The sequence below is a fragment of the Streptomyces sp. NPDC028331 genome, from assembly GCF_055565775.1.
On sequence record NZ_JBVHTR010000004.1, the window covers coordinates 205,288 to 222,279 of the forward strand.

Genomic DNA, 16,992 nt, shown 5'->3' on the forward strand with positions numbered 1-16,992 from the left:
GGGGGCGCCTATTGGCTCGGGAGTGCGGCTTGTGTGGCGAGTGCGGATGGTTTTGGGTTGATCGCGCAGTTCCCCGCGCCCCTTGAGGTCCCCTTGCACTTGCCCGGCGTTCTAGCGTTGCTGTGTGGGTTACTTCGACGCTGCTTCCGGTGCTCCTCTTCATCCCGTCGCCCGGCAGGCTCTGCTGGCCTCCCTCGATGAGGGGTGGGCCGATCCCGCCCGGCTGTACCGCGAGGGGCGGCGGGCGCGGCTGCTGCTGGACGCGGCACGGGAGGCGGCCGCGGAGGCGGTGGGCTGCCGCCCGGACGAGCTGGTCTTCACCTCGTCCGGAACGCGGGCGGTGCACGCGGGCATCGAGGGGGTGCTGGCGGGCCGCCGCCGGGTCGGACGCCACCTGATCGTGTCAGCGGTCGAACATTCCTCGGTGCTTCATTCGGCGGAGGTGTTCGAGGCGGCGGGCGGGACGGTGACCCGGGTGCCGGTGTCCCGGGCGGGCGCCGTCAGCCCCGGGGAGTACGCGGAGGCGTTGCGTCCGGACACCGCGCTGGCCTGCCTGCAGTCGGCCAACCACGAGGTGGGCACGGTGCAGCCGGTGGCCGAGGTGGCCGAGGCGTGCCGGGCGGCCGGGGTGCCGCTGCTGGTGGACGCGGCCCAGTCGCTGGGCTGGGGCCCGGTGGAGGGCGACTGGTCGGCCCTGACGGCGAGTGCCCACAAATGGGGCGGCCCGTCGGGCGTGGGCCTTCTCGCGGTGCGCAAGGGAGTGCGGTTCGCGCCCCAAGGTCCCTCGGACGAGCGGGAGTCCGGGCGAGCGGCCGGGTTCGAGAACATCCCCGCGATCGTGGCGGCCGCGGCCTCGTTGCGGGCGGTGCGGGCGGAGGCGGCCGAGGAGGCCGTGCGGCTGCGGGAGCTGACGGAGCGGATCCGGGTGCGGGTGCCGGAGCTGGTGCCCGATGCGGAGGTGGTGGGCGACCCGGTGCGCCGGCTGCCCGGGATCGTCACCTTCTCCTGTCTCTATGTCGACGGGGAGACGCTGCTGCACGAGCTGGACCGCGAGGGTTTCTCCGTGTCGTCCGGTTCGTCCTGTACCAGCAGCACGCTGACCCCCAGCCATGTGCTCAAGGCGATGGGGGTGCTGAGCGAGGGCAACGTCCGGGTGTCGCTGCCGCCGGGTGCGCGGGCGGAGGACGTCGAACGGTTCCTCGCGGTGCTGCCGGAGGCGGTGGCGGGGGTTCGGGAGAAGCTGGGGGCGCCGTCCCCGCGGACCGCCGGGCGGCAGGACGCCCTGGTCGTGGACGCCCTCGGCAAGCGCTGCCCGATCCCGGTGATCGAGCTGGCGAAGGTCTTCGGGGACGTCCCGGTCGGCGGCACGGTGCGCGTCCTGGCGGACGACGAGGCGGCGCGGCTGGACATCCCGGCGTGGTGCGAGATGCGGGGGCAGGAGTACGTGGGCGAGGAGCCGGCGGAACGGGGGGCGGCGTACGTGGTCCGCCGGCTCGCCTAGCGTCTGTGCGTGTCCCTGCCTCAGGTGTGCGTGTCCCTGTCTCAGGCCAGGTGTTCCCGGACCTCCGCGGCGGCCTCGTCGCCGTACGCCTTGGTGAAGCGGTCCATGAAGTGCGCCCGCCGCAACTGGTACTCCTGCGTGCCCAGCGTCTCGATGACCAGCGTCGCGAGCATGCACCCCACCTGGGCGGCCCGCTCCAGCGAGACGCCCCACACCAGCCCCGACAGGAACCCGGCCCGGAAGGCGTCGCCGACACCCGTCGGGTCGACCTTGGCCGTCTCCTCGGGCACCCCCACCTCGATCGGGTCCTCGCCGGCGCGTTCGATGCGCACGCCCCGGGAGCCGAGCGTGGTCACGCGGTGGCCCACGCGGCCCAGGATCTCGGCGTCCGACCAGCCCGTCTTGGTCTCGATGAGCCCCTTCTCGTACTCGTTGGAGAAGAGGTAGGTCGCCCCGTCCAGCAGTATCCGGATCTCGTCGCCGTCCATGCGCGCGATCTGCTGCGAGAAGTCCGCGGCGAACGGGATGGACCGGGAGCGGCACTCCTCGGTGTGGCGCAGCATCGCCTCCGGGTCGTCGGCGCCGATGAGGACCAGGTCGAGGCCGCCCACCCGGTCGGCGACGGTCTTGAGTTCGATGAGCCGGGCCTCGCTCATCGCGCCGGTGTAGAAGGAGCCGATCTGGTTGTGGTCGGCGTCGGTGGTGCACACGAAACGGGCCGTGTGCTGGGTCTCCGAGATCCGTACGGACTCGGTGTCCACTCCGTGCCGGTCCAGCCACGCCCGGTACTCGTCGAAGTCGGAGCCGGCCGCGCCGACCAGGATCGGCTTGGTGCCGAGCTGCCCCATGCCGAAGGCGATGTTCGCGCCCACCCCGCCGCGGCGTACGTCGAGGCGGTCGACCAGGAAGGAGAGCGAGACCGTGTGCAGCTGGTCCGCGACGAACTGGTCGGCGAAGCGGCCGGGGAAGGTCATGAGGTGGTCGGTGGCGATGGAGCCGGTGACTGCGATACGCACGGCTAGGACACTCTCCTGGGGCGCAGGGGATGGACAGTTCACGCTACCCGGTCCACCGGACCCTCTGAAGCAGGCAAAACTACCCGATAGTAGATCTTTCTTCGTGGGCTCGGGCGTGCCTACGGTGCCGTCATGACGAAGCTCGAGGCCCCCGGTACCGCCCCGATCACCGCGGAACCGGAAGGAGACCTGGCGTCGCTGCGCGGCGACTGCGCCCGGATGACCCCGCACTGGGCCGTGCCCGCGAAAGCCGCTCCCCTGCCGGTCTCCCCGTCCCTGATCCACGGCGTCAGCGTGCCGCCCGCCTCCGCCCGCCTCTTGGACGCGATGTCCGACTACGGGGACTGATTCCCGGCGCCTCGCCGACAGGCGCACCCGCCGGGGAACCGTGCGCTCCCCCGCCGCGTCCCATCGCCGTCCCCCGTAAGAGGGAGGCGGGATACGACCTTCCGTGCCCTTTCCCGGCACGGCGGGGTCTCCTGGGACAGCGTGGAGCCGAAGGAGCGATGCGGTGAACACCGAGCGACCCGACGACGCGAGCGACGCGGCGGACGTCCCCGAGAGCGGGGGCGACGCCGTGCCCCGACGGCGCTCCCCCGTGGTGGTCGCCTCCGTCGCGGCCGCGGTCCTGTTGGCCGGGGGCGGCGGGACGTATCTGGCCACGACCCTGTCCGGCGGCGCGGGCGGCTCCTCGGCACCGGGCGGTGACGGCGCCCCTCCGGCGCTGGCCCTCGACGGCTACGGCGAGGGCGGCACGCCCGGCATCGCGGTGGGCGAGCCGAACCCGTACGGCACGACGTACCGCGCGGCGGGCACGCTCCCGAGCGGCCCCGAGTCCGCGCCGGTGTACTGGGCGAAGGGCGAGGTGACGCGGGACGAGGTGGCCCGGCTCGCCAAGGCGCTGGACGTGAGCGGCACGCCGCGGCGGGCCGGTGACTCCTGGACGGTGGGCGGCGGCCAGGACGGGGCGCAGCCGCTGCTGCGGGTGGCGGGGCAGGCGCCGGGGTTCTGGACGTTCAGCCGGTACGGGCCCGGGTCCGACGACCTGTGCCGGGGCAGCAAGGTGTGCCCCTCCGCGCAGGACTCCGCCAAGGGCTCCCCGGTGAGCGAGGCCGTGGCGAAGCGGGCCGCCGCTCCGGTGCTGAAGGCGCTCGGCCAGGACGACGCCAAGCTCGACGCCCGTCGGCTCCTGGGCTCGCTGCGGCTGGTGAACGCCGATCCGGAGGTGGGCGGGCTGCCCACGCACGGCTGGTCGACCGGTGTCCAGGTGGCGGCGGACGGCCGGGTGCTGGGCGGCAGCGGCACCCTGAAGGCGCCGGTCGAGGGAGCGACGTATCCCGTGCTCGACGCGAAGCAGACGCTGGAGCTGATGAACGGCGCGCCGTCGTACGGCCGCAGGGGCATCGGCGGCTGCGCCGCTCCGGTACCGGCCGAGGACCGGGACGAGCAGCCGTGCGGGGCGGCCACCGGGGCGCCGAAACGGGCGTCGGCGACGGTGGAGGGCGCGGTGTTCGGGCTGGCCCGGCACTCCGTGGACGGCAGGGCGGTCCTGGTGCCGTCGTGGCTGTTCGAGGTACGGCCGGCCGGGGCCGGGGACGGCGTCACGGCGACGTATCCGGCGATCGACCCGCGGTATCTGACCAGCCCGCGGCCGCAGGGGCAGCCGAGCGGGACGCCGTCGCCCCGTACGAGCGCTCCGGGCGGGACGCCCTCTCCCCGTCCGAGCGCTCCGGGCGGGACGTCGTCGCCGGCGCCCGCCGAACGCGACGTGAAGGTCATGGGCTACACCGCCGACGGCCGGGACCTCACCATCGCCTATGAGGGCGGGGTGTGCGCCGACTACACGGCCTCCGTGAGCGAGGGCTCCGACAAGGTGACGGTGACCGTGACGGAGAAGCCCTGGCGGGGCAAGGTGTGCATCATGATCGCCAAGGTCTACCACGAGACACTGCACCTCAAGGCGCCGCTGGGCGACCGCAAGGTGGTCGGTTCGGACGGCACGCCGATCCCGAAGGGGACGGTGCCCGCCGACGGGGCGGGGCCCCCGCTCGCACGGTAGGAGGCCGGTTCCACGGACGGACGAAGGCGGCGCCCCCCGGGTGGGGGACGCCGCCTTCACACGCCTACCGGTGGGCTGCTCAGCTGAAGGAGTCGCCGCAGGCGCAGGAGCCCGTCGCGTTCGGGTTGTCGATGGTGAAGCCCTGCTTCTCGATCGTGTCGACGAAGTCGATGGTGGCACCGCCCAGGTACGGGGCGCTCATGCGGTCGGTGACGACCTTGACCCCGCCGAAGTCCTTCTCCACGTCGCCGTCGAGCGAGCGCTCGTCGAAGAAGAGCTGGTAGCGCAGGCCGGAGCAGCCGCCGGGCTGAACCGCGACGCGCAGCGCCAGGTCGTCACGGCCTTCCTGGTCGAGCAGGGCCTTGACCTTCGCCGCGGCGGCGTCGGTCAGGATGATGCCGTCGGTGACGGTGGTGGTCTCGTCCTGTACGGACATCTACATCTCTCCCGGGTTGTACGGAGACTGCTTGCCGACGAGTGCAACCGGCAGGGCCGCGGATTCATTCCGGGCCGAGCGCGCTTCCTCTCGCGTCTCGCTTCTTCTTCATGCTCGCACACGCGCCGGAACACGCATACCGGCCTGTGGAGGGACGGCTGCGGGACGGCTGTGGGACGGAGGTGAGTCGGCCAGGGGCGACCGGGGGCGACCGGGATTCACGTCACATAGACGCTATCGCCATCGTCAAAGTGACATGAAGCGGTTATGATAGATAGCGTCAATTCGACGAAAAGGCATGTCCCGCCGGCCCCCTCGAGGGCCGGCGAGCCGCAGAACAGAAAGGGTGCGTGTCGTGACCACCGCCCAGACCCAGGAGCTCGACGTACAGCCGACGCCCCTCGCCCTGCTGCTGCTCGGCCGCGAGGCCGACCCGAAGAGCGAACGGGGCGTCGAGTGTCCCGGCGAGCTTCCCTCGCCGTCCGACCCCGACCTGGTCGAGCGCGCCCGCGCGGCCAAGGAGAAGCTGGGCGACAAGGTGTTCGTACTCGGGCACCACTACCAGCGCGACGAGGTCATCCAGTTCGCGGACGTCACGGGCGACTCCTTCAAGCTGGCCCGGGACGCCGCGGCGCGGCCGGAGGCCGAGTACATCGTCTTCTGCGGTGTGCACTTCATGGCGGAGTCGGCGGACATCCTGACGTCCGACGACCAGAAGGTGGTCCTGCCCGACCTGGCGGCCGGCTGCTCCATGGCCGACATGGCGACGGCCGAGCAGGTCGCCGAGTGCTGGGACGTGCTGACCGAGGCGGGCGTGGCCGAGCAGGTGGTGCCGGTCTCGTACATGAACTCCTCCGCGGACATCAAGGCGTTCACGGGCAAGCACGGCGGCACGATCTGCACGTCGTCGAACGCCGAGCGGGCCCTGGAGTGGGCGTTCCAGCAGGGTGAGAAGGTCCTGTTCCTGCCGGACCAGCACCTGGGCCGCAACACCGCGGTGCGGGACATGGGCATGTCCCTGGACGACTGCGTGGTCTACAACCCGCACAAGCCGAACGGCGGGCTGACCGCCGAGGAGCTGCGCGCCGCCAAGATGATCCTGTGGCGGGGCCACTGCTCGGTGCACGGTCGCTTCAGCCTGGACTCGGTGAACGACGTGCGGGCGCGGATCCCGGGCGTGAACGTGCTGGTGCACCCCGAGTGCAGGCACGAGGTGGTGACGGCGGCGGACTACGTGGGTTCGACCGAGTACATCATCAAGACGCTGGAAGCGGCCCCGGCGGGCTCGAAGTGGGCCATCGGCACGGAGCTGAACCTGGTCCGCCGCCTGGCGAACCGTTTCGCGCCGGAGGGCAAGGAGATCGTCTTCCTGGACCGCACGGTGTGCTTCTGCTCGACGATGAACCGCATCGACCTGCCGCACCTGGTGTGGGCGCTGGAGTCGCTGGCCGAGGGCAACCTGGTCAACCGCATCCAGGTCGACAAGGAGACGGAGGCGTTCGCGAAGCTGGCGCTGGAGCGGATGCTGGCGCTGCCGTAGTGGCGACGTAGTGCCGACATGACAGTGCCCCGGCCGCCCTCACCGGCGCCGGGGCACTGCCCTGCGCGTACGGGTTCCGCCGTAGAGCCGTCGGACCGTCGGATGCGCCGGTCAGTTGCGGCCGCCGCTCGCTGCACAAGCTCCCGTGGCCGCCGCCCGCCCTCCAGGCGCCCTCCCGTGCAACCTCGGATAGAAGCGCTGCAGGGACTCCTCGGGTCCGCCCGCCTCGAAGCGGTTGCCGACCTTGCCGAGCGCCGCCCTTGCGCGGCGGCGTCGATGAGGAAGTCGACGACCCGCAGACTGGCCACGGAGTAGTCGAGCGGCAGCCGGTGGCGAGCGGTGACATGCGCGACGAAGCCCGCGGCATACCGCCTCATCTCACCGGCACTCGCCACACGTTCTTCCCCCTGGCCATGGCCCCCACCCCTTCGCTCGGCCCCGGGGGAAGCCCGAACCGATTCTGAGGGCGTGTTCACGGGGGTCATCGAGCTTCCGGCGGGCGTCCGGTGAGCGAAACGGCCGGCAGCTCGCGGCCTCGGGGTTCGGGCAGCCGCGGAACTCGCTGACGACGGGAGAACCTTCAGTCCTCGGCCGCGTCTCTCCAGACCAACTGAGGAAGCCGCCCATCTGCTTGGGCGAAGGGGTCCTTCTTCGGCATGCCAGGGGGCAGGACTGGCTTCAGCGCAGAAAAGACCGACTCCAGTTGCGGCTGACCGAAGGACGCAACGTCGGGAGTCGCCCTCACCCACAGGCCACCGCTGGAGAGCTGACGCACCTCGCTCAGCGTGCCTGCGTCCTGCAGTCCGGGGGCTCCGCCCAGCCCTTCGGAGAGCTCTTCCGGGATGATGGTGATCCACGAGTATCCCCGCAGAAACTTGCGCCTCTCCGCCAGGGAGCCGGTACGCCCTCCCCGCCGCAGCGCAGTGTCGAGTCCCGTCCACCCGATGGACAGGCTGTCCGTATAAATCTGCCCATACGCGGGGTTGGTTCTGTCGGCGAATTCCCCGAGCGCCGTCGCCCACCGGTCGCACGCGGCGTGGCTACCGGGATCCGTCTCGGACATTCCGCCGCTTGTCACGACGGACATCTGCATCCACGCCGGATCAGCTGAATTCTCGACGTCGACCACGAGCTCGATCGACCTGCCGCCGGACGGATCGACCGTTCCGGCCTCGTCCAGGCACCACAGTTTGAGCGATGCCCGCTCGAACGGTGAGCTCAGAGAGGCGGAGAAATCATCAAGAGCCTGCGCCGAGTAAGCTGCCGCCTTGGCCTCTCCCCGGCCGCGAGGAAAAAGCGACAGGCGCGCCCACACCCCACCAGGTGCGCCATGCAAATCGTCCCAGTCAAGGGGGGACTCCAACGGAAGACAATCCTGCAGCTTTGCCCACGTTCCGGGACATGCTGTGGGAATGAAGCGACGCATCCACTCCGCCGCGATGTCACCGAATGCTACTGGGCTCTGCCTGTCAACATCAAGCAGTACTTTGAGTCCGCTCTGGCGCATGGCCAGAGCATAGTTACCCTGACCGCCACTTAGCAAATACTGCACCACCCGCTCAACAGTCGATCACCTGTGACGTGCGGCGAGGCCCTGGAGCCGGCTTTCACAGTCGGACTCCAGGGCCCAGCACGTTCCGCTAGTCAGCCCTCATTCAGAAGGCGAAACCAGGCAGCGGGATGAAACCTCGTATACCACCAAGTGACGGCATACGGAATCCGTTGAATCCCGGGATTGTGAATGGATTCCCCATGTCTTCCACGCACGCCATGTCGGCGACAACCGGCGTGCAATTGGAGTTGGCGGCCGGAACCTTGGCTTCCTGCTCCTGTTCCTGCTTCTGCGGCTTCTCCTTCGGGAAACCTCGTGAGTAGTACCGGATACCCAGCTCGCCGTCGTCCTTTCCGGACCAGACATTCATCGTTCGGCCGTCGACGGACGTGACCTTGCTATTGGCGAGACCAAATCCCGCTTCGACCGTCCTGTTGTCCTTTTTCTCCCGCAACTTTTCCTGGAGACCGTCGATATACCGCTGAAGCTGCAACGGCCCCATTTCCGTGTTCGACATCCACTCTCCGTCGAACTTACCCTTTCCGCCCTTGCTCTTCACTTCCCAGACGTACACTTTTTCTTCCGTCCAGAGAATGATGTCTGCGATCCCGTCCTTTTCCTCCTCCGGGTTTCGGGCAGCTCCCGGTATGAGGTTGAACTTCTTGGACGTTGTGATCCTGCCGGTGACGCCGAGTTCCGCCATTCGCTTCTTGATCACGTTCACCGTATCGGCGACGACCCGGTTGTGGTCGCTTACAGCAAGAGACCTTCTCGCATCTTCGATGTCCCATCCCCCACCGCTGTTCGGCGTGCAGCGGTAGTTGGGATCGTTGCACTCGATGGGCCTGTGCCCATCGAGTTCGACGAAGCTGGTGGGGTTGCCACCGCCGAATGCGTACCGGTTGCCGGTGTACGGGTCGGTGCCAAGGCCCATGTCGGCGAGGGCGCCGTTGTACATGTCCCGGGTCGTGAACCGGTTCAGGCCCGGGTCGTAGTCGCGGAAGCCCATGTCGTACGTGCCCGACTGGGCGTCCCAGCGTTTGGCGTTGTAGCGGTAGGGGTTGTACGCCTCCTTGGTCGGGTCGGCCGCGTCCGGCTTGTCGATGCCCGTGAACTCGGACTTGTCGTCGGAGCCGTAGGCGGTGTAGCCGTAGGTCGCCTTCGTGTCGCCGTTCTTGTCCGTCAGGGTTTCGACGTCGGTGTGGCCGTTGTAGCCGTAGTAGCCGTCCTCGGTCGTGCCGTCGCTGTTGTACTTGATCTGCGACAGGCGCTCGCCCCACGGGCTGTACTGGTACGACTTGGTGAGGGTGCCGGCGACCTTCTCGTCCAGCACCTCGTTCGACAGGCCCAGGTACTCGAAGTCCGTCGTCTTGCCGTTGGCGGTCTCCGAGGTGGTGCGGTCGAGCGGGTCGAAGGCGTACGTGGTCGACTTCATCGCGCCCGTGTCGTCCATCTTCTGGGACTCCACGACGTGGTCGAAGCCGTCGTACACGCTACGGCTGATCACCTTGCCGCCCGAGGTCACCGACTCCTGGCGACCGAACGGGTCGTAGTCGTAGTTCGCCGTCGTGCCACCCGTCGTCGCGGTGAGCAGGCGATTCCGGTCGTAGTTGTAGGTGGTCGTGGTGCCCTTGACCGTCTGGCTGATGACGTTGGCATTGTCGTCGTGGACGTAGGTCTCGGTGTCCGCGCCGTTGCCCGTCTTCACCGCCTTCGCCAAGCGGTTCGCCGGGTCGTACGTGTAGTCCGTCGTGGACGAGAGGTACGCCGCATGGTCGTCGGCGTTCATCTTCTTCGCCACGTCCTGCGCCTTGTTCCCGTTGGGGTCGTAGGCGTAGGTGTGGGAGGAGACGAGGGTGCCGTTGGGTTTCTTCTCCGTCGTGGACTTGACCGGGCCGTCCAGGTAGTACGTGTAGTCAACGGTGTTCCCGTTGGACTTCGTCTCCTGAAGTGTCTGGCCGCGGTCGGTGTACGTGTACGACGTCACCTTGGGCGAGGCGTCTGTGGCGGACGTCCCCACCGAGACCGTCTGGACCAGTTCACGCAGGTCGTACGTGTACTTGGAGTACTGGTCGGGATGGTCGACGGTCTTCACCTGACCGTCCGCGTCGTACGTGTACGACGTTGACTTCTTGTCCACACCGGTCAGCGACTCGGTCACCTTCTGGACCTGGTTGAGGCCCGTGTAGGCGATCGTGTACGCGTCGATCTTCGCGCTCGACGACGTATCGTCGATCTTGGTGAGGTTGGCGTTCGCGTCGTAGGTGTAGGCGAACGTCTTCTTCTCGTTGTCGGTGTCGGCCGAGTTGTCGCGGACCAGCTTCACCGCGTCGGCGACCACCGTGCCGCCGCCGTTCTGGAACAGCTGAAGCTTGGCGGCATTGCCCTGAGTGAAGGCGTACGAACCCAGCGAGACCCAGGTGCCTTGATTGGCGGTCGCGCTCTGGTCGATCGTCTTGTCGACCGTGCCACCCGAGTACGTCAGCGTGTACTTCGCCGTTGCCGCGGCGCCCGTCACCTTCGGGAACTTCACGTACGCCGTGTACGTGCCGTCCTTGGGGATGTTGAGCGTCCACGTGAACGAGTCCGTGCCCGTACCCGCCGCGTGCGAGGCGTAGTTGTACCCCTGCTCGCTGGCTGCGTCACCCGTCGACCACGTCCCGGTCGAGGAGGTGTTCTGGGTGTCGGAGTTGTCGGCCAGGACCACCGCGCTACCGACCGGCACGCCGTCGTCCGAGCGGGACCTGAGCTTGCCGTCCGGGTAGTACGACCAGCTCATCGTGCGGTTGGAGGAACCACCCGCCGACGTCAGCGTCCTGGCCGTCTGCTGGCCGAGTTCGTTGTAGTCGTAGCTGGTGGCGATGTCCCACGGGTCGGTGGAGGACTTCACCCAGCCGTTGTCGTAGTAGTCGTAGGTGGTGGTGTTGCGGACCGTCTCGCCGTCCGACGGCGGCAGCGACGTGGACGCCACCCGGCCGACGTCGTCATACGAGGTCTGCGTGTAGACGTTGGGGTTGTTGTAGCGGGAGTCCGCAGGGTCGTACGGCTGGTACTGCTTGACCGCGCGGTTCAGCGCGTCGTACTCCGTGCGCTGAGTGAACGCGTCCGTCGAACCCGCCGCCACCGAGCGGGGCGTGAGCACCTTGGTGACGTTGCCGACCTGGTCGTACTCGTACTTGGTCGTGTTGTACGTGATCGGCGAGCTGCCCTCGTGGGGAGTCTGCACCTGGGTGGTCTTGCCGCGCTCGTCGTAGGTGATGAGCGTGGTGTTGTTCTCCGGATCCGTCACGGAGACGACCAGGCCGTCCTTGTCGTAGGACTTCTTCGTCGTCTTGCCGGCCGCGTCCGTGACGGACGTGACCCGGTGGTCCAGGTCGTAGGCCGTCTTGCTCATGTAGTCGGTCGTGTCCGTCGTCGCGTTCTTCTTCGGGTCGATGACCGTGACGACGTTGCCGACGTTGTCGTACTCGTAGGAGATCTTGTCGCCCGCGGCGTTCACCACGGAGGTGAGCTGGTTGATCGGGTCGTAGTTGTTGGTGGTGACGTAGTCGGTGGTGTCCGTCGTCGTCAGCGTGCCCTTGGGCTCCGTGGTCGTCTTGAGGTTGCCGACCTTGTCGTAGGTGTACGACGTCACCCGGTCGTCCGACGTGGAGGTGTCCTTGGGCGCGGTCGCCGAGATGATCTGGTCCGCGTTGTCGTACACGGCCGTGGAGACCGCGCCGTTGGGTGCCGTCGACTTGGTGACGTTGTCGTTCTCGTCGTACTCCGGCGCCGGGGTCGTGATGTACACGCCCGCCGCCTGAACCTTGGGCACCGTGTTGACCAGCGGACGGCCGAACGTGTCGTACGTCTGCGTGGTCTTCTTGCCCAGGGCGTCGGTGACCGAGGTGACCTCGCCACGCTCGTCATACACGTACAGCGTGGACTTGTTCAGCGCGTCCGTGATCGTCGCCGGGTAGCCGGTCGGGCCGAAGCTGCTGTACGTCGTCGGATTGCCGTTGGCGTCGGTGACCTTGGTCAGCTCGCCGTAGGAGTCGTACGCGTACGACGTGGTGTAGTCACCCGCCGTCGACGTCGCGACACCCTTCGGGTCGGTGACCGACGTCAGGTTGCCGAAGGAGTCGTAGCCGAACTGCCAGGCCCGCCCCTCCGGGGAGGTCTTGCGGAACAGGTCGGCCGAGTAGCCGTCCGCGCGCGTCTGGTACTCGTACTTCGACGCGTTCGCCGGCCACTTGGTCGTGTCCGACACGCAGGTGGCCGTCTGGTCGGGCAGGCCCGCCGTGTTGTTCTCCGCGTCGCGCTGCCAGAGCGGGTAGCCGGTCTTCTGGTCGTAGCAGTACGCGGTCTTGGCGCCGTTGGCCTCCTCCAGGTACGTGACGTTGTTGTCGGCGTCCCAGGACATCTTCGTCGTCTGGGACTTGGCGTTGGTCGTCTGGACCGGGCGGCCGAAGTCGTCCGTGACGTACTGCGTGGCGTGCGATTCGGCATCCGTGACCGTCGTGTCGGTGAACTTCGTGTTCGCGGTGTCGGCCGCGTACGCGAAGTCCGTGGTGCCGCCGAGGCGGTCGGTGATGGTCTTCGTCCACCAGTGGTACTTCGGGTCGTCACCCGTCTGCGGGGGGTAGTACGCCAGCTGGGTCGCGTTGCCGCGCGGGTCGGTGGCCTTGACCAGCTTGACGTTCTTGTTGCCCTGCGTGGCGTCGTAGGTGAACTTGAAGACCTTCGGCTGGCTGGAGCCGTCACCGTCGGTGAACTGACCCAGCAGGCCCTTCGTCGTGTAGTAGAAGGAGATCTTCCGGATCGGCAGGCCCGAGACGGACCCCGAGATGTCCGTGATGGACTTCACGTGGTCGTAGATCTTGGAGTTGGTCAGGTTGCTGCCGGTGACCTTGGCGCCCGTGTCGTCGATGTAGTCGTACGACGCGTCGCCCTTCTTGTAGTACTCGACCGTCAGCGACTGCCGGCCCGCCGGGTCGGTGATGTACGTGAGGAACTTCGTCGGCTTGTTGTTGGACTTGCGTTCCTCGTACGTGTACGTCTGCGTGTTGCCGTTCTTGTCGACGATCGACGTGAGGTAGCCGTCGCAGCCGAAGAGGAACCGCGTGCCGTCCGGGCGCAGCAGGGTCCAGGCGTCCGGGACCGGGTCCTTGTCCGGGGTGCAGTCCAGGCCCGCCTTCATCGTCAGCTGGTAGTGGACGCCCGCCGGGGCCTTCCACGTCCCGTCTGCCTGCTTGGTGAAGACGTGGGTGGTGCCGTCACCGTCCGGGAGGCGGACCTCCGTCGGGTTCGGGTTGGGGTGGAAGTCCAGGGGCGCGCCCAGCCGGATCGGCCCGGCGAGCTGTGCCGACCAGCCCGCACCCGACACCGTGTCGGAGGTGTCGAGGGAGTTGTAGGCGAAGCGAGCGAACGTCGTCAGACCCCGGCCGGGGTTCGTGAAGGCGTTGTACGACCAGACGCTGTTGCCCGAGGCCAGGTTGTTCATCACCGTCGAGCCGGCACCGGTGTTCTTGCCGGTGTAGGAGTAGAACTTCTCCAGTCCCAGCGAGTCGGAGGTCGGGTCCTCCACCGCCACGTTCTGCTTCATCGGCTGGATCGAGGTGTTGGTCACCGACAGCCAGGAGCCGTCGGAGACCTTCTTGATGTCCCAGCCGAGCACGTAGTCGGTGCGCTTGTTGCCGGAGTCGGAGTTGATCGGCGTGGCCACCTGGGCCTGGATCGTCGCCGACTGGCCGGGGTTCAGCGCCGGGATCGCCGTGGAGAGCTGGTTGCCGCCCGTCGTCACGTCCGTGCCGTCCGGCAGCTTCCACGTGTACGACAGCACCCGCTCACCCGACGCCCACGCACTGGAGGTGGTGTTGGTGACCGTGAAGTTCACCGTGTACGTGGAGTTCGGGGTCATCCGGGAGGGGGCCTGCGGCGCGTAGTACGTGTCCGAGGTCGTCGAGTCGACGTAGATGACGCGCAGCAGCGGGCCCAGCTGGTAGTCGGAGGTCTCCGAGGACAGGAACAGCGTGCGCTCCTGCGGACCCGTGGACGTTTCGTCCTTCAGCTTGACCAGCGCGCCGTGGTTGGAGGACGGGGTCTTGATCCAGCCCTGGGTCAGGGAGGTCGCGTCCCACCAGTGGCGGCCCACCTCCGAGACCTGGGCGACCGTGTCCGACACGGTGCCGGAGTAGTCACCGCCCGCCGTGGTCCACGCGGTGGTGGAGGTGGCGTTGTTCCACGTCGCCTGGGTCTCGTTGAAGTCCCGGTTCAGGCCGTGGAGTTCGTAGACCGCGCCGTTGGAGCCGGTCGTGGTCTCCGCGCCCCACATGAACAGGCGCGACTCCAGCACCGTCGCCGTCGTCGGGACGGCCGACGTGTCGAACTTCAGCGCCGCCCGGGCCTTGCCGTAGGTGGTGGAGTTGTTGCCCACCTCCAGCCACTTCTGGCCCACACCGAAGGAGGAGATGGTGTCCTCGTTCGTGGTCGGCTGCCCGGAGGCCAGGGTCGTGTCCGTCACCCCCGACGTGCCCTGGATCAGGCGCATCGTCCGGCCCGCCTTGGGCACGCCCACGATCCGGGTCGGCGAGCCCAGCAACTGGCCGTTCTTCGTCTTCACCGCGATCTGGTAGTAGTACGACCGCCCGATCTCGACCGAGGAGGAGTCCGGGGTCGGTGTCGCGGTGGTGTCCGTGTACGCCGTGGCCGACTTGTCGATCGGGGCCACCAGCGTCGCCGCGGACGGCGTGAACGCCTGCTGCGTGGAGCGGTACAACTCGTACTGGGCGATGTCCAGACCCGGGTCGCCGCTGGTGTTCTGGTACGCCGGCCAGGACAGCTCGGGCCCGGTGGAGTGGATCACCGTCGGGGAGTTCAGCGTCGTGCCGACCGCCCCGTAGGTGACCGTCAGCCGCGGGATCGTCGCCGTCTCGCCGCCGTAGTCGCCGTCACCCGACTCGTAGCGCGGGCCGCCGGTCGGCGCGGTGGACGACTCGTCCGTGGCCTTGAGGACGAACCCGTTGTTGGCCGAGGTGCCGTTGATCCACTGCTGGACGGTGTCGGTCACCGGGAACTTGTGCCACTGGTTGTACTGACCGGCGCCCTTGGTGATCGTCGCCGGGTTCACCCAGCGCACCGCGTCCGCGATCACCGCCGTGGAGGCGGACGCGGGGCCGTCGCCGAGGACGACCTTGCCGGCCGTGCCCTGCGAGAAGTTGATCTCGTTGCCGCCGTTGAGGGAGGCCCACACCCCGTTGGTGCCCGACTGCTGGTTCACCGTGTACGTCGTGGACCCGCCGCTGCCCGTCACCGTGTACGGCGCGTTGGTCGCCCGGTCCGAACCCGCCACGTAGTGCACGTCGACGCGGTAGGAGTCGGTCTCCGGGAGCTTCGGCTGCCAGGTGTAGGTGTCCCCGGAGACGCTGTCCTTGTTGGAGTGGTAGTCCGAGCCGATGCCGTTCGAGGACGAGGCCGACGGCCAGGTGCCGGTCGCCGCCGTGGTGCCCGCGTCCCCGTCGTCCACCTGGACGCTGGTGCCGGACAGCTCACCCACCAGCGAGCTGGTGTTGGACCAGGTCGCCGTCGACTCGTCCCACGCCCCCGTCGCCCGGTACGCGCCGATGGTCACGTTGTTGGCGTTGGTGGTGTGCGCCTGGTCGTAGTACATCTCCAGGCGCGCCGAGTCGATCTTCGTGCCCGACGGGATCTCGCTCAGCGGGAACTTGATCAGCGACCGGGAGATACCCGTGTCCGTCTTGCCCGCCGACAGCTTCCAGGTGGTGTTGAAGTTCGTCGACGCCTGATCCGACAGGACCATCGTGTCCTGCGAGTCCGTCGGGCTCGGCGCGATCGTGATCGTCGGGTCGATCACCACCGGATACTGTCGGTCCTTCGACGCCAGCCACTGCGTGTCCGGCGTGACCGTGAGCTTCCAGGACTTCCCGTCCCGGGTCAGCTTCTGAGTGACCTTGGTGCTGTACGTCTCCCCGAAGACGGAGGTGTCCGCCTTCTTCGCGTCCGTCATGAACGGCGCCGGGATCACCATGACCGGGGTGTTCGGCAGCTCCCCGTACAGCGCGATCGAGCCGTCCTTGCGCGCCTTCGGCACCAGACCGTCGGTGTCCAGCGTGAAGGTGAACTTCAGCGGACCGGACGGGCGCTTGGCGAGGGTGATGTTCTCCTTCACCCGGCCGCGACCGACGCCGTACGAGATCTCGGCGCCGTGCGCCCGGTCCTCGTACGTGACCGTCGAGCCCTTCGCCGCCGGCGTCAGCGTCTTCCCCGCGCCCTCCAGGCCGAGGGTGACCGACCGGCCGTCCGGCGACTGGAACCGCACCAGCCGTCCCGCGTCCGAACCGAACCAGCTACGGCCCTCGTTCGTCGTGTTGGAGAACGTGAAGCCCTTCACCGACGAGGCCCGCACCGAGGTGTCGATGGCCTTCCATGCCTTCGACTTCGCGTCCCGGTAGGACGTCGGCAGCGCCGACAGCTCCGCCTGCACCCGGCCGTCCGACAACTGCCAGAAGCGGGCGTTCGCCGTCCGGCGGCCCGTCAGCTCCCGGACGCGCTTCGCCTTCGGCGCGACCCTCCCCTTCGGCAGCTTCTGCCGATCCGCCATTCCCAGCTCGTCGTGCGAGGGAGGCTTCCCGTTTTCTTCGCCATCTTCGAACCAGCCCTTGACGGTGTCGAATATTCCCTTTCCGTCACCGCCGGAGGCGGGGGCCGCATAAGCGATCTGGGGCAGCGCGGTACTTGTCACCGCTGATACCACCAGGCACGCCATGAGCCTGCCCAATCTGGGTCTCACGCCACACCTTTCCCGAACCGTCGTCATTGAAACCGCCGCCCGTACACGCCTCCCAACTGCGATGACGGCAGGCCACAGGCAGCGGCGCCGGGTTTCTAGC

General features: G+C 68.2%; 8 protein-coding genes. 4 read left to right on the forward strand and 4 right to left on the reverse strand.

The window, feature by feature from the left end; all coding sequences use genetic code 11:
* The first annotated feature begins 124 nt into the window (after nucleotides 1-124).
* Nucleotides 125-1,501 carry an aminotransferase class V-fold PLP-dependent enzyme gene (locus ACZ4SW_RS06975; RefSeq protein ID WP_468238917.1) on the forward strand — a complete coding sequence of 459 codons (1,377 nt, stop codon included), beginning with the start codon at nucleotides 125-127 and terminating at the stop codon, nucleotides 1,499-1,501.
* Nucleotides 1,502-1,542: 41 nt separating this feature from the next.
* Here the strand turns inward: ACZ4SW_RS06975 and ACZ4SW_RS06980 are convergent, their stop codons facing one another.
* Entirely contained in the window at nucleotides 1,543-2,517 is a 975-nt protein-coding gene (locus ACZ4SW_RS06980; protein ID WP_468238920.1) for a carbohydrate kinase family protein, read from the reverse strand.
* A gap of 132 nt (nucleotides 2,518-2,649) precedes the next feature.
* Here ACZ4SW_RS06980 and ACZ4SW_RS06985 point away from each other — a divergent pair, with 132 nt between their 5' ends.
* Nucleotides 2,650-2,865 (forward strand): hypothetical protein, encoded by a 216-nt coding sequence (locus ACZ4SW_RS06985; RefSeq protein WP_468238922.1) that lies wholly within the window; start codon nucleotides 2,650-2,652, stop codon nucleotides 2,863-2,865.
* Between the two features lie 163 nt (nucleotides 2,866-3,028).
* On the forward strand, nucleotides 3,029-4,576 hold the full coding sequence (locus tag ACZ4SW_RS06990; protein WP_468238924.1) for a hypothetical protein: 1,548 nt from the start codon (nucleotides 3,029-3,031) through the stop codon (nucleotides 4,574-4,576).
* A gap of 79 nt (nucleotides 4,577-4,655) precedes the next feature.
* Here ACZ4SW_RS06990 and ACZ4SW_RS06995 read toward each other — a convergent pair whose 3' ends face one another.
* Nucleotides 4,656-5,012, reverse strand: a complete 357-nt coding sequence (locus ACZ4SW_RS06995; protein WP_055491910.1) for an iron-sulfur cluster assembly accessory protein — start codon at nucleotides 5,010-5,012, stop codon at nucleotides 4,656-4,658.
* Between the two features lie 355 nt (nucleotides 5,013-5,367).
* Here ACZ4SW_RS06995 and nadA point away from each other — a divergent pair, with 355 nt between their 5' ends.
* Complete coding sequence (gene nadA, locus ACZ4SW_RS07000) at nucleotides 5,368-6,552, forward strand: quinolinate synthase NadA (RefSeq protein WP_468238927.1); 1,185 nt, start codon at nucleotides 5,368-5,370, stop codon at nucleotides 6,550-6,552.
* 580 nt (nucleotides 6,553-7,132) lie between these two features.
* Here the strand turns inward: nadA and ACZ4SW_RS07005 are convergent.
* Nucleotides 7,133-8,059, reverse strand: a complete 927-nt coding sequence (locus tag ACZ4SW_RS07005; RefSeq protein ID WP_468238930.1) for a hypothetical protein — start codon at nucleotides 8,057-8,059, stop codon at nucleotides 7,133-7,135.
* Between the two features lie 148 nt (nucleotides 8,060-8,207).
* Entirely contained in the window at nucleotides 8,208-16,868 is an 8,661-nt protein-coding gene (locus ACZ4SW_RS07010; RefSeq protein WP_468239421.1) for a golvesin C-terminal-like domain-containing protein, read from the reverse strand.
* Nucleotides 16,869-16,992 lie beyond the last annotated feature (124 nt).

Coding starts and splice junctions, on each gene's coding strand:
- ACZ4SW_RS06985 (WP_468238922.1), top strand. CDS start 2,650: ATGACGAAGCTCGAGGCCCCCGGTACCGCCCCGATCACCGCGGAACCG.
- ACZ4SW_RS06995 (WP_055491910.1), bottom strand. CDS start 5,012: ATGTCCGTACAGGACGAGACCACCACCGTCACCGACGGCATCATCCTG.
- ACZ4SW_RS07005 (WP_468238930.1), bottom strand. CDS start 8,059: ATGCGCCAGAGCGGACTCAAAGTACTGCTTGATGTTGACAGGCAGAGC.
- ACZ4SW_RS07010 (WP_468239421.1), bottom strand. CDS start 16,868: ATGGCGTGCCTGGTGGTATCAGCGGTGACAAGTACCGCGCTGCCCCAG.